Origin of the sequence: Erythrobacter sp. A6_0 (assembly GCF_017744235.1) — a bacterium.
GTDB lineage: Bacteria > Pseudomonadota > Alphaproteobacteria > Sphingomonadales > Sphingomonadaceae > Qipengyuania.
On the sequence record NZ_JAGHQR010000001.1, the window covers coordinates 158,082 to 176,911 of the forward strand.

At 64.5% G+C, this 18,830-nt stretch carries 14 protein-coding genes; 8 read left to right on the forward strand and 6 right to left on the reverse strand.

The genetic code is table 11. The features are described from left to right. Positions 1 to 39 precede the first annotated feature (39 nt). Positions 40 to 2,112 carry a thioredoxin family protein gene (locus J7347_RS00885; protein WP_245173752.1) on the forward strand — a complete coding sequence of 691 codons (2,073 nt, stop codon included), beginning with the start codon at positions 40 to 42 and terminating at the stop codon, positions 2,110 to 2,112. Here J7347_RS00885 and J7347_RS00890 read toward each other — a convergent pair. The 3 genes from J7347_RS00890 to uvrB are packed head-to-tail and all read right to left on the reverse strand — an operon-like array spanning position 2,042 to position 6,400. Beyond that, a complete protein-coding gene (locus tag J7347_RS00890; RefSeq protein WP_209160482.1) occupies positions 2,042 to 2,614 on the reverse strand; it encodes a hypothetical protein in 573 nt (190 codons plus the stop codon). The two genes, J7347_RS00885 and J7347_RS00890, sit on opposite strands and share 71 nt — an antisense overlap. A gap of 53 nt (positions 2,615 to 2,667) precedes the next feature. Continuing rightward, a complete protein-coding gene (locus tag J7347_RS00895; RefSeq protein ID WP_209160484.1) occupies positions 2,668 to 4,161 on the reverse strand; it encodes a peptidase S10 in 1,494 nt (497 codons plus the stop codon). Between the two features lie 43 nt (positions 4,162 to 4,204). Further along, positions 4,205 to 6,400: an excinuclease ABC subunit UvrB gene (gene uvrB / locus J7347_RS00900; protein ID WP_209160486.1), complete on the reverse strand. Its 2,196-nt coding sequence runs from the start codon at positions 6,398 to 6,400 to the stop codon at positions 4,205 to 4,207. 136 nt (positions 6,401 to 6,536) lie between these two features. On the opposite strand from uvrB, the gene J7347_RS00905 reads away from it, so the two are divergent. The 5 genes from J7347_RS00905 to J7347_RS00925 all read left to right on the forward strand — a co-directional run bounded on the left by J7347_RS00905 (position 6,537) and on the right by J7347_RS00925 (position 11,364). Continuing rightward, positions 6,537 to 7,319 carry an alpha/beta fold hydrolase gene (locus J7347_RS00905; protein ID WP_209160488.1) on the forward strand — a complete coding sequence of 261 codons (783 nt, stop codon included), beginning with the start codon at positions 6,537 to 6,539 and terminating at the stop codon, positions 7,317 to 7,319. An 85-nt stretch (positions 7,320 to 7,404) separates the two neighbouring features. Further along, entirely contained in the window at positions 7,405 to 8,829 is a 1,425-nt protein-coding gene (locus tag J7347_RS00910; RefSeq protein WP_067683891.1) for a circularly permuted type 2 ATP-grasp protein, read from the forward strand. Then, entirely contained in the window at positions 8,829 to 9,773 is a 945-nt protein-coding gene (locus tag J7347_RS00915) for an alpha-E domain-containing protein (RefSeq protein ID WP_209160490.1), read from the forward strand. Before J7347_RS00910 ends, J7347_RS00915 begins: the two co-directional genes overlap by 1 nt. After that, positions 9,773 to 10,588: a transglutaminase family protein gene (locus J7347_RS00920; protein WP_209160492.1), complete on the forward strand. Its 816-nt coding sequence runs from the start codon at positions 9,773 to 9,775 to the stop codon at positions 10,586 to 10,588. Before J7347_RS00915 ends, J7347_RS00920 begins: the two co-directional genes overlap by 1 nt. A gap of 23 nt (positions 10,589 to 10,611) precedes the next feature. After that, complete coding sequence (locus tag J7347_RS00925) at positions 10,612 to 11,364, forward strand: proteasome-type protease (RefSeq protein WP_209160494.1); 753 nt, start codon at positions 10,612 to 10,614, stop codon at positions 11,362 to 11,364. 1 nt (position 11,365) lies between these two features. Here J7347_RS00925 and J7347_RS00930 read toward each other — a convergent pair whose 3' ends face one another. The 3 genes from J7347_RS00930 to putP form a co-directional block, all read right to left on the reverse strand. Next, positions 11,366 to 12,040 carry an extensin family protein gene (locus J7347_RS00930; protein WP_209160496.1) on the reverse strand — a complete coding sequence of 225 codons (675 nt, stop codon included), beginning with the start codon at positions 12,038 to 12,040 and terminating at the stop codon, positions 11,366 to 11,368. A gap of 65 nt (positions 12,041 to 12,105) precedes the next feature. After that, on the reverse strand, positions 12,106 to 13,875 hold the full coding sequence (ggt, locus tag J7347_RS00935; protein ID WP_209160498.1) for a gamma-glutamyltransferase: 1,770 nt from the start codon (positions 13,873 to 13,875) through the stop codon (positions 12,106 to 12,108). A 15-nt stretch (positions 13,876 to 13,890) separates the two neighbouring features. Next, positions 13,891 to 15,366: a sodium/proline symporter PutP gene (gene putP, locus J7347_RS00940; RefSeq protein ID WP_209160500.1), complete on the reverse strand. Its 1,476-nt coding sequence runs from the start codon at positions 15,364 to 15,366 to the stop codon at positions 13,891 to 13,893. A gap of 304 nt (positions 15,367 to 15,670) precedes the next feature. Between putP and J7347_RS00945 the strand changes: the two genes are divergently transcribed. Both J7347_RS00945 and J7347_RS00950 read left to right on the forward strand, forming a co-directional pair. After that, on the forward strand, positions 15,671 to 18,010 hold the full coding sequence (locus J7347_RS00945) for a TonB-dependent receptor (protein WP_209160502.1): 2,340 nt from the start codon (positions 15,671 to 15,673) through the stop codon (positions 18,008 to 18,010). Positions 18,011 to 18,079: 69 nt separating this feature from the next. Then, complete coding sequence (locus tag J7347_RS00950) at positions 18,080 to 18,829, forward strand: hypothetical protein (RefSeq protein WP_067683870.1); 750 nt, start codon at positions 18,080 to 18,082, stop codon at positions 18,827 to 18,829. The last annotated feature ends 1 nt before the right edge of the window (position 18,830 follow it).

Sequence of the window (18,830 nt, forward strand, 5' to 3'; positions counted from 1 at the left end):
CCGGGCAGTAGAGCCTGCCGCGTGAGCGAGGCAAGGATATTGACGGATTTTCGCGCCGCTCTGGCGCTGTGCCTCGTCGTCCTGCTTTCGCTCGTTGCCCAGCCGTTGGGGGCACAGCCGGTCCGCGCGCAGGACGCGCGCTTCGGCGATGCGAACATGGCGGTGGCGCTTTATGCCGATGGCGCGCCGGTGGCGGGCGAGGAGTGGATGCTTGCCTTGCGCTTCCGGCCCAGAGCGCCCGAATGGCACGGTTATTACGCCAATCCGGGCGATGCGGGGCAGGGTATGGACCTGACGCTGAACCTGCCGGACGGCTGGACGATGGGCGAGCCGATCTATCCCGTGCCCGAACGGCTGTTGATCGCAGGCCTCATGAACCACATCTACGAAGGCGATTACACGGTGCTCGTCCCCGTCAGGGTGGGGCCCGATGCCGCCGCGCTCGACGCGCCGTTGACGGGGTTCGTCGCCTATCTCGCCTGCACCGACCGGATCTGCGTGCCGCAGGATGCGCGCCTGGAAGCGACGCGCGGGGGCGATTTCGATCGCTGGCGAGCCGAGGTCGCGCCCCTGCTGGACCGCGAGGGCGGGTTCGAAATCGTCGGCGAGACGCTGCGCGTCGCGATTCCCCTGCCTGCCGATCTGGCGCTGAGCGATCCGCATATTTTCGTGCGGCAGAGCGATCTGGGGGGCGGCGCGCGTGTGGATTATGCAGCGCCCCAGCGTTTCGTGCGCAAGGGCAACCTGCTGGTTGCGGATGTCCCGCTGGCAGGCGCAGCGCCGGAAGGGAACGGCCTTGCCAGCCTGTCCGGCATTATCGGCTTCGGCAACGGGGAGGGGCTGCGGTTCGATGCCGTCCCGCAGTCGATCTCCATCGATGGCGCGAGGCCTCTCGCCTCCGAAGCGGAATTGCCGTCGCTCTGGCTGTTGATCCTCGCTTCTTTCGCAGGCGGATTGCTGCTCAACATCATGCCCTGCGTTTTTCCGATCCTCAGCCTGAAGGCGCTGGCTCTCGCCAAAGCGGGCGGGGACGAGCGGGCGGCGCGGCATGACGCGCTGGCCTATATGGCGGGCGTGGTCTTCGCCTGCGCCGTGCTCGGCGCGCTGGTGATGGCTTTGCGCGCGGCGGGCCAGCAGGTCGGCTGGGCGTTTCAACTGCAGGAGCCGGGCGTGGTGCTGGCTCTGTTCGCGCTGACCGCCGCGATCACGGCCAATTTCCTCGGCCTGTTCGAGCTCCCCGGCTTCGCGATCTCCGGACGCGGGCCGAGCGCGAGCGGATCCTTCGCCACCGGCCTCCTCGCCGCCTTTGTCGCGACACCGTGCACCGGGCCATTCATGGCGCTGGCTCTCGGCGCGGCTTTGGTGCTCGCTCCGCTGGAGGGCATGGCGATCTTCGTGGCGCTGGGTGTCGGGCTGGCGCTGCCCTTCGTTGCAGTCGGTTTCGTGCCTCGGCTGCGACGGCTGCTCCCGCGCCCCGGCCCCTGGCTCGGGCGGTTTCGCGCATGGATGGCCTTGCCGATGGGGCTGACGGTGCTGGCGCTGGGATGGCTGGTCTGGCGGCTCGGCGGGTGGACGTTTGTCGGTCTGGCAGCGCTGATCGCGATTCTGGCCGTCGCGGGACTGGTCGTGCTTCTGGCGCGCCGCAACAGATTTGGCTGGGTCGCGCTGGCAACCGCGCTTGTCCTTGGATGGTGGAGCGCCAGTCAGCCCCTCGCGCGCGAGGTTTCCGTTGCGGACAGCCTGCTCGATCCTCAACCTTTCTCCGAAAGCGCTCTGGCAGAAGCGCGCGCTTCGGGCCGTCCCCTCTTCGTCTGGTTCACGGCCGCTTGGTGCGTGACCTGCAAGGTCAATGAAAGCGTCGCGATCGAGCGCGAGGCGACCCGCGCCGCATTTGAAGAAGCGGGCGTCGTAACCCTGCGCGGCGACTGGACGCGCCGGGACGAGGCGATTGCCAGCTTCCTCGCCGATCAGGGCGCGGCGGGCGTTCCGCTCTATCTCTGGTATCCGCCGGGGGGCGAGGCGCGGCAATTGCCGCAAGTCCTCACGCCGCAGGCTCTGCCCGATCTGGTGCGCGCTCTTTCGCCCGAAGCCGCGCCCGGCAGCGATCGATAAGTTCGCCCGGCAGCGGGCTGGCGTTCAGGATGACCGAACCCGCGCCCGGCACCGTCGCTTCGACCGAGCGTCCGCCGGTCAGCGCGTCCAGCCCCGGCTCGTCCGCCGGGCTCGCGCCGCGCCAGATCCACGCTTCGCCCATTTTGGTCGAATCCACGAACAGCCGCGTGACATGTGAATTGCCGATGAGGGCCAGAATCGCCTGCGCCCGCGGATCGGCGCGGACCAGCCTTTCATAGGCGACGCGCGTGCCGTCCTCGTCGTCGAGGCAGGACAGCGCCATCAAGGGCCGCTCACCGGGCTTTCCGTAGATGATCCGCTCCACCGCGCCCTCGCGCGGCTGGCCTTCCACCCAGGCAGCGTCTTCGGTGTCGGGCGACTGGATCGGATCGGCGGGCGCTTCCCGCTCGTCGATCGGGATGCGCGCGACGTAATCGTCCGATGCGGGCGGCTTGCAGGCGGCAAGGGCCAGAAGCGGCAGGAACGGAAGGAAGCGACGCATCGCGGCCCCGCTAATCCCCATCGTGCCCGGCATGCAAGTCCGCTATCCCCAGCCTAGCGCGCACGGATGAAGACGCGCAGATCGCGGGACAGCTTCGCGCGGTCTTCTTCGCGCACATACATCATGTGGCCCGCGTCGTAATAATGGAACTCCACCCGATCCTGCGGGATGCCGACGCGGTTCAGGGAATATTCCGCGCCGAAGAAAGGCGTGGCGAAATCGTAATAGCCTTGCGCCACGAAGGTGCGCAGCCCGGAATTCTCGCGCATCGCCTTGCCGATATAGGGCGCGACATTGAGATAGGCGCCGCGACCCTGGCCGAGCGTCCAGTCCCAATTGCGGCCCGGTTCGAACCCGATCGACTGATATTCGCGGCGCGTTTCGAAGCCCAAAGTCTCGCGCAGCCAGCTGTTGATCGCGGCGGTATAGCCTGCATCGATGCCGTAGAAGCTGGGATCGTTATCGGGCGTCTCGCCGGCGGAATCGAAATCGCGGCCCGTATAGCGCGCATCGAGCCGCCCGATCGTGAGGCCGCGATCGCGCAGCAATTCCTTGTAGAATCGCTGGTCCGTCACGCGCAGTTCGGCCTGGTCGAGATAGGTTTCGGACAGGCCGGTCAGCCGCGCCATCTCCGCGCGAACCGCTGCCCGCTCGGCGGCGGGCAGGTCCTGCCCCTTGAGCAGCGCGGAAGCATAGGGCCCGATGGCAAAACGGCGCGCTTCCTCCACGATCGCCTCGACGGAAGGCGCCTGAACCTTATCGTGATAATAGGCGGCTGCGGCCATGTTGGGGAGCGTGACGACATAGGCCAGCTCGTTACCCGGCGTCGGCTCGCGCCCGGCGAAATCGAGGATGGTCGAAATGAGGACTAGACCGTTCAGACCGACATCGTTGAACGTGCCCGCCTCCAGCTCGTTGACGACTGCGGCGGTGCGGGTGGTGCCGTAGCTTTCCCCGCCGAGATATTTCGGGCTGTTCCAGCGCCCGTTCTCGTTCAGCCACAACCGGATCACGTCCGCCACGGCGCGCGCATCCTGGCTGATGCCGTAATATTTCTTGGGGTCGGTCCCTTCGGTCAGATAGCTGAAGCCGGTGCCCGGCGGATCGATGAAGACGAGGTCCGCAACGTCAAGCAGGCTGTCCGGATTGTCGAGGATGGGATAGGGCGGCGCCCCGTCGTCGCGCGCATCGCCGGGTATCGCGACCCGCTTCGGCCCGAAGGCACCCATCTGCAACCAGACCGATCCCGAGCCCGGCCCGCCATTGAACAGGAAGAAGACCGGGCGCGAGGTGTCGCGCGGATTGGCGACATAGCTCGTCGTGACGATCACCGCCTCGGGCTTGGTTTCGTCTTCGGAGAACAGGAGGTTCTCCTTGACGGTGGCGGTATAGGACACGCGCTTGCCGCCGAACGTGCCGGTCAGATCGCGGCTTTTGACCTGCGGGACGATTTCGCCGACAGTTTCCGCAGTCGGTTGCTCCTGCGCGAAGGAAGCGGACGGGACGGCGGTGAGGACGAGAGCGGCCAAAGCGACGGGAAATTTCATGGCTCAGGCTATGGCAGGGCCCGCCGAGCCGGTAAATGCACGATCAGGGCTTGCCGCCCATCTTCTTGTAGCGCGTCTTGCCAAACCGGGTCTTTCGCGTGCCCGGCTTGCCTTCATTGCTGCGCCCTACCAGCGGGGCTTTCTTCTCCTGTTCTCCAAGGCCGAGTTCGTCGTTCTCGAGGCGGCGGATTTCGTCGCGGAGGCGGCCCGCCTCTTCGAATTCGAGATCGGCGGCGGCGTTGCGCATGCGCTTCTCCAGATCCTCGATATAGGCGCGCAGATTGTGGCCGACGAGGTTGTTGCGCTCGTCGTCTCCGGTGTCGACCGTGACTCCGTCGCCCGCCGCGGTGTGCGCGACGATATCCGCGATCTGGCGCTTGATCGTCTGGGGCGTGATCCCGTGTTCCTCGTTATATTCGCGCTGTTTCTCGCGGCGGCGGCCGGTTTCGGCCATCGCGCGTTCCATCGATCCGGTGATCCGGTCGGCATAGAGGATCACGTGCCCGTCCACATTGCGGGCGGCGCGACCGATGGTCTGGATCAGCGAGGTTTCGGAGCGCAGAAAACCTTCCTTGTCCGCATCGAGAATGCAGACGAGGCCGCATTCGGGAATATCGAGCCCTTCGCGCAGGAGATTGATGCCGACCAGCACGTCGTAAACGCCCAATCTCAGGTCGCGGATCAGTTCGATACGCTCGAGCGTCTCGACGTCGGAGTGCATGTAACGGACCCTGACGCCCGCTTCGTGCATGAACTCGGTCAGGTCTTCGGCCATGCGTTTGGTGAGCGTGGTCACCAGCGTGCGATAGCCCTTCGCGGCGGTCTTCTTGCACTCCTCGATACAATCCTGCACCTGATCTTCGACAGGGCGGATATTGACCGGGGGGTCGATCAAGCCGGTCGGGCGGATGACCTGTTCGGCGAAGACGCCGCCGGTCTGTTCCATCTCCCAGCTTCCCGGCGTGGCGGACACGCAGAAGGTCTGCGGGCGCATCGCGTCCCACTCGTTGAAGCGCAGGGGCCGGTTATCGATACAGCTGGGAAGGCGGAAGCCGTATTCGGCCAGCGTGATCTTGCGGCGATGGTCCCCGCGCGCCATCGCGCCGACCTGGGGCACGGTCTGGTGGCTTTCATCGACGAAGAGCAGCGCGTTTTCGGGCAAATATTCGAACAGCGTCGGCGGCGGTTCGCCCGGTAGCCGTCCGGTAAGGAAGCGCGAATAATTCTCGATTCCCGCACAACTGCCGGTGGCCGCGATCATTTCGAGATCGAAATTGGTGCGCTGTTCCAAACGCTGCGCTTCGAGCAGGCGTCCTTCCTCATTCAATTCCTTCAGACGTTCGGTCAGTTCGAAGCGGATCGCTTCGGCGGCCTGTTTCATCGTCGGGCCGGGGGTGACGTAGTGCGAATTGGCGTAGACGCGCACCTTGTCGAGGATCTGGCCCTTCTTGCCCGTCAGGGGATCAAATTCGGCGATCTCCTCGATATCGTCACCGAAGAAGCTGATCCGCCAGGCGGTGTCTTCCAAGTGGCTGGGGAAGAGTTCGAGATTGTCGCCGCGCACCCGGAAATTGCCGCGCGCGAAGCCGGCATCGTTGCGCTTGTATTGCAGCGCGACGAGCTTGCGGATCAGCTCGCGCTGGTCGACCGTCTCGTCTTTCTTGATGTCGAAGATCATCGCCGAATAGGTTTCGACCGAGCCGATGCCGTAGAGGCAGCTGACAGAGGCGACGATAATGACGTCGTCGCGTTCCAGAAGCGCGCGCGTGGCCGAATGGCGCATCCGGTCGATCGCCTCGTTCACCGAGCTTTCCTTCTCGATATAGGTGTCCGAGCGGGGGACGTAGGCTTCGGGCTGGTAATAGTCGTAATAGCTGACGAAATATTCGACCGCGTTGTTGGGGAAGAAGCTCTTGAATTCCCCGTAAAGCTGCGCGGCGAGGATCTTGTTGGGGGCCAGGATCAGGGCAGGGCGCTGCAATTCCTCGATCACCTTGGCCATGGTGAAGGTCTTGCCCGAGCCGGTGACGCCGAGCAGCACCTGGGTCTGTTCGCCCTCCTTCGCGCTTTCGGTCAATTCGGCGATCGCCGTCGGCTGGTCGCCTGCGGGGGTATAGTCGCTCACCAGTTCGAAGCGCTTGCCGCCCATGGATTTCTCCGGGCGGTTGGGCTTGTGGGGCACGAATTGCCCGGTGGTGTCGGGCTCTTCCAGCCCCCTGCGGATTACGAGTTCGGCCATGCGCGCACATATGGGGAACGCGAGGGCACGAGGCAACGGGCGGAGGCGCTTTGGCTTGCGTTACGGTTTCGTGACACGACGAAGACGCATGCGCTTTCGGGATCGGATCGGCGGGGGTCCGCGTTATGAAGCCATGATGGCAACGTTACCGTTCAAAGACATTCCGCTGCGCGAAGCCGCGCTTCAGCACAAGGCGGAGCTGGCGCGGCGCTGGGCGCTGGCGAGCGAGCCGTGCGCGGAAGAGGTCTCGACCCCGCCGACCAAGCTGCTGCTTGGCGAGTTGGGCTGGGTGGCCGAACCCTTGAAGCGCCTGTTCCGGCCCGCGCTCCACATCCCGCAGGCCCGCCATCCGCAGACGGTGATGCTGCTGCCCGGCTTCGGCGCGCACCCCATCCGCATGCGCTACATGGCGCGGCAGCTCGAAAAGGCGGGGCACACGGCCAAACGCTGGGGCGTGGGATACAATTTCGGCGCCACCGAAGACCGCTTCCGCAAGGTGGAAAATCGCCTGATCGACCTGTTCGATCGCAAGGGCGAGCCGGTCGTCCTCGTCGGTTGGAGCCTCGGCGGGGTCATGGCGCGTGAAATCGCCAAGCTGCATCCGGACAAGGTTTCCAAGATCATCACCATGGGTTCGCCTTTTTCGGGCAGTCCGCGCGCCAACAATGGCTGGCGCGCCTATCAGGCGATTGCCGGGCATCGGGTGGACGAGCCCGAATTCGACGCCATTCCGTCCGAAAAGCCTCCGGTGGAAACGATTGCGCTGTGGAGCCCGCGCGACGGCGTCGTCAGCCCGCGCAGCGCCTGTGGCCGCCCGGGAGAACGCGATCGGACGGTGTGCTTGCGCTGTACCCACATGGGCTTCGTGAACACGCCGGAGGCGATCGAAGCGGTATTGCGGGAACTGGACGCGCGTTGATCCTTTGTTAAGGTGACGCGGCGTTGCACCGCACCATTCTTATCGAACCTGCCGATTCCGGCGGGGCGAGACATATCGGGGGACCATGGCCGCTAGCGACCAATTCGATGAAATGCACATGCCTGACGGCTCCGTGCGCGAGGCTTATGGCGGCTATCAGGATTGGTTCGCGGAACAAGATGGGTCCTTTCTCAAGCGCAAGCACCGCGATGCCGAACACGCTTTCCGCCGCACCGGCATCACTTTCAACGTCTATGGCGAGGACGAGGCCGAAGAGCGGCTGATCCCCTTCGACATGGTGCCGCGCATCATTTCCGCCGGCGAATGGCGCCGGTTGACGCGCGGGATCGAACAGCGCGTGTCGGCCCTCAACGCCTTCATGCACGATCTCTATCACCGGCAGGAAATCATCCGCGCGGGCCGCGTGCCCGAACGCCTGTTCCGCAACAATGCCGCATGGCTCCCCAACATGGTCGGCTTCACGCCGCCGGGCGGGGTCTATACGCACATCGTCGGCATCGATCTGGTGCGGACCGGGCCGGACGAATTTTTCGTGCTGGAAGACAATGCCCGCACGCCCAGCGGCGTGTCCTACATGCTCGAAAATCGCGAAACGATGATGAACATGTTCCCCGAACTGTTCATGCGCGTTCCGGTGGAATCGGTTTCCAACTATCCACGTCGCCTCGCCCGCAGCCTGGCGGCCTGCGCGCCCGATTGCACCGAAGGCAAGCCGGTGATCGCCGTGCTGACGCCGGGCATCTACAATTCCGCCTATTTCGAACACGCCTTCCTGGCCGATCAGATGGGCGCCGAACTGGTCGAGGGCAGCGATCTGCGCGTCGTCGGCGGGCGCGTACAGATGCGCACCACCGGCGGCTACAAGCCGGTCGACGTGATCTATCGCCGGGTCGACGATGAATTTCTCGATCCGCTGACCTTCAATCCGGACAGCGTTCTGGGCGTTCCGGGCATCATGGATGTCTATCGCGCGGGCCGCATCACCATCGCCAATGCGCCCGGCACCGGCGTGTGCGACGACAAGGCGATTTACAGCTTCATGCCGGAAATCGTGGAGTTCTACACTGGCGAGAAACCGCTGCTTCCCAATGTCGAGACGTGGCGCTGCGCCGAAGAGGACAGTCTGAAGTACGTGCTCGACAATCTCGAAGAGTTGGTGGTCAAGGAAGTCCACGGCTCGGGCGGATACGGGATGCTGATCGGCCCGACGGCATCCAAGCGCGAGATCGCCGCTTTTCGCGACAAGCTGAAGGAGAGGCCGGAAAACTACATCGCGCAGCCGACGCTGTCGCTGTCGACCTGTCCGATCTTCACCAAGCAGGGCCTCGCGCCGCGCCATGTAGACCTGCGACCCTTCGTGCTCGTTTCGCCCGACAATGTGGACATCACACCGGGCGGGCTGACGCGCGTGGCGCTTCAGAAAGGGTCTTTGGTAGTCAATTCCAGCCAGGGTGGCGGAACCAAGGATACGTGGGTGTTGAAGGACTGATGTTAGCCCGGACAGCCAATTCGCTCTTCTGGATGTTCCGCTATCTCGAGCGGGCCGAGAATACGGCGCGCCTGCTCGATACGGGCGTTCGCATGGCCCTGACGCGGGACGTCGTCAGCGCGGAAGAGGAATGGCGCTCCGTCATCCTCACCGCCGGACAGCAGCCGGGCTACGAAGCCAAGCACGCCAGCTATACCGGCATGCAGGCGTGGAATTACGTTCTGCGGGACAAGGACAATCCCGCCAGCGTGCTCGCCATGCTCGGCAATGTGCGGTCCAATGCGCGCCAGTCGCGCAACGTCATCACCGGCGAGGTCTGGGAAGCGATCAACGACAGCTGGTTGCAGATCAGCGAGATGCTGGCCCGCCCGGTGGGCGAACAGCGGGTGGGCGACGTCCTGGCGGCGGTACGGCGCGCGGGCACACTGGTTCACGGCGCGGTGATCGGCACGATGCTGCGCGACGAAAGCTTCCATTTCGCCCGTGCGGGCACGTTCATCGAGCGGTCGGACAGCATCGCACGCATCCTCGACATGAAATATTATCTGCTGCTGCCCTCGCTATCCTATGTGGGCTCCAGCCTCGATACCGGGCAGTGGGACACGGTGCTACGCGCCGTCTCGGGCGATCGCGCCTATCGCTGGCTCAATGCGGGTCAGGTCGATGCGCGGGGCATCGTCGAATTCCTGGTGCTGGACGAGCGTTTCCCGCGCAGCCTTTCCTATTGCCAGACGGCCCTGCGCGAAAATCTCGCGGCGCTGGCCCGGATGCGCGGCAGCGAAGGGCAGAGCAACCGCTTGATGCGCAGCGCCGACATATCCTTGAGCGAACGCACTATCGACTCGATCTTCGATCAGGGGCTGCACGAATTCCTGCGCCAGTTCATGGCGTCGAACGCGACGATCGGCGCGGCCATTTCCGAAGATTACAGGTTCCTGTCCTGATGCGCCTCTCCATTCGCCACACCACCCGCTATCGTTTCTCCGAACCGGTCGTCCACGCGTTGCAGCGCCTGCGGCTGACGCCCAAGGAAACGCAGGGCCAGGAAATCGTGTCCTGGGAGATGGAGTACGACAATGCCTCGCCCGAACTGACTTACGAAGATCAGCACCACAACACGACGACGCTGGTTTCTGTCGATAGCGAGGCGTCGATCGTCACGATCACCTGCCGGGGGGAAGTCAACACCAGCGACCATGCCGGCGTGATCGGGCAGCACGCCGGGCACTTGCCGCTATGGAGCTTTTGCAGCCAGAGCGACCTGACCCGGCCCGGCCCCAAGATGCGTGCGCTCGCCGCGGAGTTGCGCGGGCGCGATCTCGGACCTCTCGACATGCTTCATGCCCTGTCGGCCGAGATCCTCGATCGCGTCGAATATCGGATCGGCAGCACCGGGGTCGACACGAAAGGCGAAGAGGCGCTCGGCAAGGGGGCCGGGGTCTGCCAGGACCATGCCCATATCTTCATCGGCGCGGCCCGGATGCTCGACATTCCGGCGCGCTATGTCAGCGGCTATCTGATGATGGACGACCGGGTCGAACAGGACGCGACCCACGCCTGGACCGAGGCCTATGTCGAAGGGCTGGGCTGGGTCGGTTTCGACATTTCCAACGGGATCAGCCCGGATCAGCGCTACGTCCGGGTTGCCACGGGACGCGATTATCGCGATGCCGCTCCGGTCACCGGAATCAGCTTCGGCACGGCATCGCAGGAGCTTGAGGTGGAAGTCGCGGTCGAACAGCGACAGGTTCAGCAGTAACGCCTGAAGGGCGAGGGGTTTCAATGACATATTGTGTAGGCATGATGGTCGACAAGGGCCTCGTGTTGATGAGCGACACGCGCACCAATTCGGGCGTCGACAACATTTCCGTTTTCCGGAAGATGTTCTCCTGGCGGGTCGAGGGGGAGCGGATCATCACGGTGATGACCGCGGGTAATCTCGCCACGACGCAGGCCGTGGTCAGCCAGCTGGAAGAGCGCACCAAGGCGCCGGACGAGCGGGACAACGTGCTGCTGAAATCGCCGACCATGTTTCAGGTCGCCAGCGAGATCGGGCGCCTGCTGCGCCACACGGTCGGCAATCGCCAGCAGGAAAACGGCGATCGCGGGCGGGGGCGTTTTACCGCCTCGATCATCGTGGCGGGCCAGATAGCAGGCATGGAGCCGCGCCTGTTCCTGGTCTATCCCGAAGGCAATTTCATCGAAGCGAGCGCGGACACGCCCTTCTTCCAGATCGGCGAGACGAAATACGGGCGCCCGATCATCCTACGCGGATACGACCGCGAAATGAGCATGGAAGATGCGGTCAAGCTGCTGATGGTGAGCTTCGATTCGACGCTGAAGGCCAATCTCTCGGTCGGTCTGCCGCTCGATCTGATGGTGATCCCGCGCGACACGTTCGAAGCGACGCATACGGACCGGATCGCGCATGACGACCCGTATTTCCAGGCGATCTCGTCAAGCTGGGGCGATGCGCTGAAACACGCGTTTCATTCGCTGCCCGACTACAGTTTCTACCAGCCCGACCCGGAATAAATCAGCGGCAGAAGCTGCCGCTCCCTTCCTCCAGATGGAAGTGATTGGCGTGCGCCGCATTGTAATCCGGTCCCAGCACCGTTCCGAACCGTTTGCAGGCGCTGCGCTGTACGGTGCGCAGGAATTCGCGCTCCTCCGCGTCGCCCGCATTCCAGTCTTCGAGGACGCTGATCCTGCGCCCGTCGGCCAGCACGAAGGCCGCGACATCGATGGCTTCGGCCCGCGCATGGGCGGACCGGCGGCCCGTGCCCGCGACATTGCGGCAGGAATAGCTGCCCATCGTCTCGATCCGGATGAGCGAACTGCCCAGGATCTGCCGCGCCGCCCGATCGACGCCGTAGCGCGCCCATCCGGCAAAGGTCTGTGCCAGCGGACATGTGACAGCGCCCAGATTGGTGACGGCGATATTGGCCGCGTCGCCTGACAACCCCTCGATCCGCACCGTGTTGATGGTGGAACAGCCCGCGCCATAATAGGCATCCGGCTGGACCGTAAAACGCGTCTGATTTTCGGCCAGTTCGGCAAGACAACGCCGCGCTTCGCGTGTCGGTTCGGGCGGGGTGGCCGGGCGGCTGATCGGGCCGCTCGGCACCCGCTCCGGCGCGCGTCCGGCGGGAAGGGCATTGCAGGCGGCAAGCAGAACGAGAAGCGGCAGGGCAGCGGCGCGTCGAAACATGCCCTCTGCTATGCCGCAGGTCTGGTTAACGCAGGCCGAAGAGAGCCCGCGTCACCTTCACTCGCTCAATACCCCGAGGCCTGCCCGTCCTTGCGCATCTCGGTCGCTCCGGTGAGAACCCCGGTTTCGGGATCGCGCGCGATCGCCTGATAGCCGCCGAACATGATCCCATTATCGACCACTTCGACCTTGTGGCCCATCCCGCGCAGCCGCTCGATCGTGGCGGTAGGGATGCCCGGCTCGACATAGAGCGTGCCCATCGGATCCTCGATTTCGCCGTCCAGAGTATCGGTCGGCTGGCGGCCGCCATCGTGGTTGAACCGCGCCGCATCGCCCGCTTCCTGCAGGTTCATCCCGTAATCGACGATGTTGACCAGCACCTGGACGTGGCCCTGCGGCTGCATCCCGCCGCCCATCAGGCCGAGCGTCATGTAAGGCGCGCCGTCCTTCTTCACGAAAGCGGGAATGATCGTCTGGAAGGGGCGCTTGCCGGGCTCGTATGCATTGGGATGCGCGGGATCGAGGCTGTAGAGCTCGCCGCGGTCCTGAAACATGAAGCCGAGGCCATCGGGCACCAGCCCGCCGCCCATACCGCGATAGTTCGACTGGATGAGGCTCACCATCATGCCGTCGCCATCGACCACGGTCAGATAGGTGGTGTCGCCTTCGCCCTCCAGCTTGGGCTCGCCGGGGCCGTAGGCGGTGGCTTTCGCCGGATCGATCAGCGCGAACCGCTCGCGCCCGTAGCGCTCGCTCAAGAGGTCCATCGGAGTCGGCGAGAAGTCGGGATCGGCGTAGAATCGCGCAACGTCCTCGTAAGCCAGGCGCTTGGCTTCGGTCATGTAATGCATGGCTTCCGGGCTGCCGCGCTCCCACTGGGCCAGATCCACATTCTTCAGGATGTTGAGCATCTGCAAGGCGGCAAAGCCCTGGCTGTTGGGCGGCAGTTCGCACAGTTCGAATCCGTCGCGATAGGTCGCGCAGGCGGGATCAACCCATTCGCTGTCATGCGCGGCGAAATCGGCGCGGGTGAAGGCACTGCCCTGACGCTGGAGGTAATCCACCATCGTCTCGGTCAGCGCGCCGTCATAGAACGCATCGCGCCCTTCGCGACCGATAGTCTCCAATGTGTTGGCGAGGTCGGGGTTCCTGAACATCTCGCCCGCTTCCGGCGCGCTGCCATCCGCAAACCAGACCTGCCGCGCATTCGAGAAGTCGAACTCGTCCTCGCGCCGCGAATAGGCGGCGAGGGAGCGTTCCAGATACATGGCGATCACGGGCGCGACCGGATGGCCTTCGCGCGCGTAGCGCACCGTCGGCGCGAGATTGTCCGCCATCGGGCGCTTGCCGAACCGTTCATGCAGCGCGAACCACGCATCGACCGTGCCGGGAATAGTGACGGGGAGGGGGCCGTAAGCGGGTATCGATGTCGCATCGCCGAGCTTTTCCTTCAGCTGAGCGAGCGTCTGACCGCGCGGGCTGCGGCCCGATCCGTTGAGGCCGTAGAGCTTTTCGGTCTTTGGGTCCCAGACGATGGCGAACAGATCGCCGCCGATGCCGTTTCCGGTCGGCTCCATCAGACCGAGCGCCGCATTGGCGGCAATCGCCGCATCGACCGCGCTGCCGCCCGCTTTCAGGGTATCGAGCGCCACCTGGGTCGCAAGCGGATGCGCGGTGGCGGCCATGCCGTTTTCCGCGATCACCGGGCTGCGCGACCAGTTCGCGCCGACCGGGCGCCCGCCGCCGCCGATCTGCTCCTCGATGGGTTTCGCATCCTGCGCCGTGGCGGGGTGGGCGATCAGGGCCAGGATGGCCGCGGCGGTAAGGAAACGCATTGAATTCTCTCCCAATCAGGCGGGAGCTTTGTGGCCTTCCGTTGCCTTGCTGACAAGCACGATCGCCAGCCAAGATGCGATGAAGCCGGGCACGATTTCGTAAAGGCCCTGACCGTTGATGAAATCGCTGTTCCAGCCCAGCGCGATCCAGATCCCGACCACGGCGGCACCGGTCAGAAGGCCGGCCACCGCGCCTGCGCCCGTCATCCGGTTCCAGGTCAGTGCCAGGATGATCAGCGGGCCGAACGCTGCGCCGAAGCCGGCCCATGCGTTCGAGACGAGGCCGAGAACCTCGCTGTTGGGATCGCGTGCGATGAAAATCGCGGCCACCGCCACCAGCGCCACGCAGATGCGCCCGACATTCACCGCCTCGCGTTCGCTGGCGTGTTTGCGCAGGAACAGGCGGTAGAAATCCTCGGTCAGCGAGCTGGAGGAGACGAGCAGCTGCGAGCTGATCGTGCTCATGATCGCGGCGAGCAGGGCTGCGAACAGGAAGCCGGTGATGAGTGGGTGGAAAAGCAGGTCCGACAGGACGATGAAGATCGTCTCCGGATCGTCGAGCACGATGCCGTTGCGCTGCGCATAGGCGCGGCCTGCGATCCCCACGCCGAGCGCCCCGATCAGCGCCACGCCCATCCAGGCGAGCCCGATATTCCGCGCGACCTTGACCTTTTCGACCGTGCTGATCGCCATGAAGCGCACGATGATATGCGGCTGCCCGAAATAGCCCAGCCCCCAGGTCACGGCGCTGACGAAGCCCAGGAAGGTGAGGCCCTGCGTCAGGCTGAGAAAGCCCGGCTGGCTCGCCGCGACCGCCTCGATCGATCCGCCCGCCGTGCCGCCGGGGCCGAACATCACCACCAGCGGCATCAGCACCAGCGCGACGACCATGATGCAGCCTTGCACGAAATCGGTCAGGCTGACGGCCAGGAACCCGCCCACCATCGTATAGGCCAGCACCACCAGCGCGGTGATCCAGATGCCCATCATGTAATCGCTCATCCCGCCCGCAGGCAGGATGTCGGCAAAGGCGGTCTCGAACAGTTTGCCCCCGCCGACGAGGCCCGCCGCGGTATAGACCGTGAAGAAGACGACGATCACGAGGCCGGACACGACGCGCAGCGTCTTCGCCTTGTCGGGAAAACGGTTGGCGAGGAATTCGGGGATCGTCAGCGCATTGCCCATCTCCTCGGTCTGCTGGCGCAGGCGAGGGGCGACGATGATCCAGTTCGCGACCGCGCCAACGAACAGGCCGATCCCGATCCACGCTTCGACCAGGCCCGCCGCATAGAGCGCGCCGGGCAGGCCCAGCAGCAGCCATCCGCTCATGTCGGAAGCCCCCGCGCTCAGCGCCGCGACCGCCGGATGAAGATTGCGCCCGGCCAGCATGTATCCCTCGCTGGTATCGGTCGATCGTTTCCAGGCGAACAGGCCGATCCCGATCATCAGGAGGAAATAGAGGGCGAGCGTTATGAGGGTTCCTGTTTGCATGGGGCGATACATACAGACGCGAGAGGCTCTGTCATCCTTGGGCCGGAAATTTGATCGAAGCCAAGCCGGTGGGGTCTACGCGGCTTATATCTTTACGCTGAGGCTCACCGGATCGAAGCTTCCTGTCCCCGGCGAGCCGTGTCGACGGGTCGCGGATGTGGCCCATCCGACACATCGGCGTGGTGAAAATGACGCCGCCTCACCGATTTTTCGCCAGTTTCATCGAGACGACACGCAACCGACACGGCCCGGTCATGCGCGGATACGAAAGGCCCTCGCGTCTTCCAATGACGGGAAAAAAGCCATGTCGCATCTTACCTCGCTCGTCCGCCTGCTCGTCCTGTCGAGCGCTCTTGTTCCCGTGACGGCCTTGCAGGCACAGGCCGCCGCCCAGCCCGAGCAAGGCGAGGAAGCTGCGGAAACGAGAGGCAACGAGATCATCGTCACCGCGCAGAAGATCGAACAGCGCGCCGCCGATGTGCCGATCACCATTTCCGCCTTGCGCGGCGAGCGGATTCAGGAACTGGGCGTCACCGACCTCGACGAATTGTCGAACTACGTGCCCGGCCTGAACATTCAGGAACAGAGCGCCAACAATCCCGGCGTGGTGATTCGCGGGATCACGTCGGATTCGGGCTCCTCGCAACAGGGGCCGCGCGTGACGCTCTATTACAATGGCGTCGATATCTCGCGCTCACGCGGGTCGTATCAGGCGATCTACGATCTCGACCGGGTCGAGGTTATCAAGGGCCCGCAGGCGACCTTGTTCGGAACGGCCAGCGCCGTTGGCGCGATCAGCCTCGTCTCCGCGCGTCCGCGCCCCGGTTTCTCGGCCGAAATCACAGGCGGGTACGGTAATTTCGATGCCACTTTGCTCTCAGGCTACGTCAATGCCGGATCGGACGTCCTGGCAGGGCGGATCGCCTTCGAGTGGCGCACGCGCGACGGATATGTCGAAAATCTCGCCGCCTCGCAGGAGGAAGAATTGTACGCGCAGGACAATCTGGGGCTTCGCGGCTCGCTGCGCTTCATGCCTACCGATCGCCTGACCGTCGACCTGATCGGGACGTTCGACCGTCAGCGCAATGGCGGCACACCGTTCATCTCGGGCACGTTCCCGACTGCGAATGGCTCCGCCGATCCGTTCGGCCCGGCGCAATTGGGCGGCTCGCCATATTCGCAAGCACATCTGGGCGATGCGCAGCTTGGCCTCGACCGTGAAGTCTATGACGCGAACCTCACTGCCGAATACGAATTCGGCGACAGCTGGACCTTCACCACCGTCAACGGATATCGCGAATTCGACAGCGCCGAAGTGTTCGATGCCGATGGCGGGCCCGCGCCCTTCCTCGAATTCGCCGAGATCGCGGACGGCTGGCAGTTCAGCCACGAAGGCCGCTTCAGCTATGTCGATCCGATGTGGCGCGCGGCGTTCGGGTGGAATTTCTTCACCGAGAAGGGGCGCCAGAACGTACCGTTCTCGACCGAGGAAGGCACCTTCCTGCAATGCCTGACCTCGGTGGCGACACCGCGCCCCTTGATCCCCGGTATTCCGTGTGTAGCGCCGGACGGATCGGTGTCGGCCTCTCAGGTCACCGCTCTCGTAACAGGCGGGGCCGCATCGGCGATTCCCTATACCTCGACCTTCGAGAACCGCGGCGAGAATCAGAGCTATTCGGTTTTCGCCGACGTGACCTACATCGCGACCCCCGCGCTTGAACTGACCGCAGGCGCGCGGTTGCTGATCGAACAGCGCAAGTCCGGCTATGTCACCGATGTTCCCAACTCGATCATTACCGGCGCGCCCCTGATCCCGGGACAGGTGGATACCGGCGGCCGCGTGTTCGAGGCCGACCGTAGCTATTCCGCCGTGCTCCCACGCTTCAACGCGCTTTACCGTCTGACCCCGGATCTCAACGTCTTCGCCACCGTATCGAAGGGCCGCCGTTCGCCGGTGGTGCAGTTGAGCGCACGGCGCGCGGGCGGGGCGGTCGTGTCGAATTTGCAGGAAGTGCCCGAGGAAACCGTATGGAATTACGAGGGCGGGCTCAAATTCGCGAGCGGGATCGTGTCGGGATCGCTGGGCGTCTATTACCAGGAATATGAAGGCTTCCAGGTCAGCATCACGCAGCCCGACGGTACCACGGTTACGCGGAGCGCGGGCAGCGCCAGCAATCTCGGCGTCGAAGCGGAACTCGCGGTAAACCCGACCGAGTGGCTGAGCCTGTTCGGCAATGTCGGCTATATCGACGGAGGGATCGACGACAAACCGGAGAACGGCGTATTCGCGGGCGATCGCTTCCGTCTCCAGCCGGAATGGCAGGCGGCGGGCGGCTTTACCGTGGATGCGCCAATCGGCAACGGGATGCGCGCCTTCGCGACGCCCAGCGTGACCTATCGCAGCCGCATCTTCTTCGAAGTGCCGAACAGACCTTTGATTTCGCAGGAAGGCGTGACGCTGGTGAATGCGCGCGCAGGCGTGAGCTTCGCCGACGACAGCTTCGAGATCGCCGGGTTTATCCGCAATGCCTTCGACGAGGACTATCTGCTCGATGCCGGCAATACTGGCGGCGCCTTCGGGATCCCGACTTTCATTCCCGCCGAACCGCGTCATTATGGGGTGAGCGCAACCGCCCGGTTCTGACATCGTCACCGGGGCGGTTCGTAGAGCCGCCCCTTTCGGCCCCGGGCGAGGCGCGCTAGGCATCGCGGGATGCCCGCGATCGAACCTGTTACCGCGCTGATGGCGCTTGGCTTTTGCGCGGTGCATCTGTTCGTCGGGAAACTGCGCTTCCTCGATGTCGAGCCGCGCAGCCGCTGGCTGAGCTTTGCGGGCGGGGTGGCGGTCGCCTATGTGTTCCTGCACATCCTGCCCGAACTGGGCGCGCATGGAGCGACGTTTCAGCGCGCCATGGGCCTAGCGCGCGGAGCGGCGGAGGCTTGGGTCTATACGATGTCGCTGGCAGGGCTCGCGCTGTTCTACGGGATCGAGCGGGCGCTGGTCGTCTCGCGCGGGGGCCGCGATCGTACCAACAAACGACCCGGCAGCGGCATCTTCTGGCTGCACATCGCGGCGAGCGGCTTGCTCATCTTTATCGTCGCCTATCTTCTCAACCACCGCGAGGACGAGACGGCGGGCGGGTTGATCCTGTTCTTCGTCGCGCTGCTGCTCCACTTCGTCACGGCCGATTTCGCCAGCCGCGCCGATCATCCCGAAATTTACGACCATGCAGGTCGCTGGGCGCTGGTGGGCGCCACGTTGGCGGGGTGGATCACCGGCCTGTTGGTGGAGCTGCCCGAAATCGCCATCGGCTGTCTGTTCGCTTTCGTCGGCGGGGCGATGGTCCTTGTGATATTGAAGGAAGAACTGCCGGAGGAGCGGGAGAGCAAGTTCTGGCCGTTCCTGCTTGGCGCGACGCTGTATGCAGGGCTGGTGCTGGCGGAATTCTATCTGACCGGGTGAA

Excerpts from the sequence above, each read along its gene's own strand:
- J7347_RS00890 (WP_209160482.1), bottom strand. The coding sequence starts at position 2,614 with ATGCGTCGCTTCCTTCCGTTCCTGCCGCTTCTGGCCCTTGCCGCCTGC.
- J7347_RS00905 (WP_209160488.1), top strand. The coding sequence starts at position 6,537 with ATGGCAACGTTACCGTTCAAAGACATTCCGCTGCGCGAAGCCGCGCTT.
- J7347_RS00930 (WP_209160496.1), bottom strand. The coding sequence starts at position 12,040 with ATGTTTCGACGCGCCGCTGCCCTGCCGCTTCTCGTTCTGCTTGCCGCC.
- J7347_RS00945 (WP_209160502.1), top strand. The coding sequence starts at position 15,671 with ATGTCGCATCTTACCTCGCTCGTCCGCCTGCTCGTCCTGTCGAGCGCT.
- J7347_RS00950 (WP_067683870.1), top strand. The coding sequence starts at position 18,080 with ATGCCCGCGATCGAACCTGTTACCGCGCTGATGGCGCTTGGCTTTTGC.
- putP (WP_209160500.1), bottom strand. The coding sequence starts at position 15,366 with ATGCAAACAGGAACCCTCATAACGCTCGCCCTCTATTTCCTCCTGATG.
- uvrB (WP_209160486.1), bottom strand. The coding sequence starts at position 6,400 with ATGGCCGAACTCGTAATCCGCAGGGGGCTGGAAGAGCCCGACACCACC.
- ggt (WP_209160498.1), bottom strand. The coding sequence starts at position 13,875 with ATGCGTTTCCTTACCGCCGCGGCCATCCTGGCCCTGATCGCCCACCCC.
- J7347_RS00910 (WP_067683891.1), top strand. The coding sequence starts at position 7,405 with ATGGCCGCTAGCGACCAATTCGATGAAATGCACATGCCTGACGGCTCC.
- J7347_RS00925 (WP_209160494.1), top strand. The coding sequence starts at position 10,612 with ATGACATATTGTGTAGGCATGATGGTCGACAAGGGCCTCGTGTTGATG.
- J7347_RS00920 (WP_209160492.1), top strand. The coding sequence starts at position 9,773 with ATGCGCCTCTCCATTCGCCACACCACCCGCTATCGTTTCTCCGAACCG.
- J7347_RS00915 (WP_209160490.1), top strand. The coding sequence starts at position 8,829 with ATGTTAGCCCGGACAGCCAATTCGCTCTTCTGGATGTTCCGCTATCTC.
- J7347_RS00895 (WP_209160484.1), bottom strand. The coding sequence starts at position 4,161 with ATGAAATTTCCCGTCGCTTTGGCCGCTCTCGTCCTCACCGCCGTCCCG.